Here is a 331-nt window from a genome sequence, read left to right as displayed (position 1 = left end):
GCGATTTAGTCTGAAAATAAAAATACTGAGTCATACAACTAAAAATAGGGACTGAAGCAGACTTTTCGCAAAATTCAAAATGGATAAAAATTGAACTTCACCATTACACAAGCTAAGCTAGCGCCTTTCGTAGTTCTCTATCCGCAAAAAAATGACAATAAAAAAATTAATGCTCTTGTTGGGCCTCATAAGCGTTGTTACCGCTCAACTGACCGCTTGCCAATCTGTCTCTAAGGCTCAAAATACCGTGAGTCATAAAATTACAGGGCTATTGGGTAATCACGAGAAACTGCCTGAAATTGATCAAAAAGGCATTGTCGATATCAGTAAA

The 331-nt window shown here is 37.2% G+C and carries 1 pseudogene; it reads left to right on the top strand.

The window, feature by feature from the left end:
• Positions 1 to 151: 151 nt before the first annotated feature.
• Positions 152 to 331: pseudogene (locus B4F08_RS11760) on the top strand (hypothetical protein); the annotation flags it as partial.

The organism is Acinetobacter sp. UBA6720, from assembly GCF_002454215.1.
Taxonomy (GTDB): domain Bacteria; phylum Pseudomonadota; class Gammaproteobacteria; order Pseudomonadales; family Moraxellaceae; genus Acinetobacter.
Note: the sequence above shows the minus strand (reverse complement) of the source record. Positions and strands in the feature narration are given on the sequence as shown.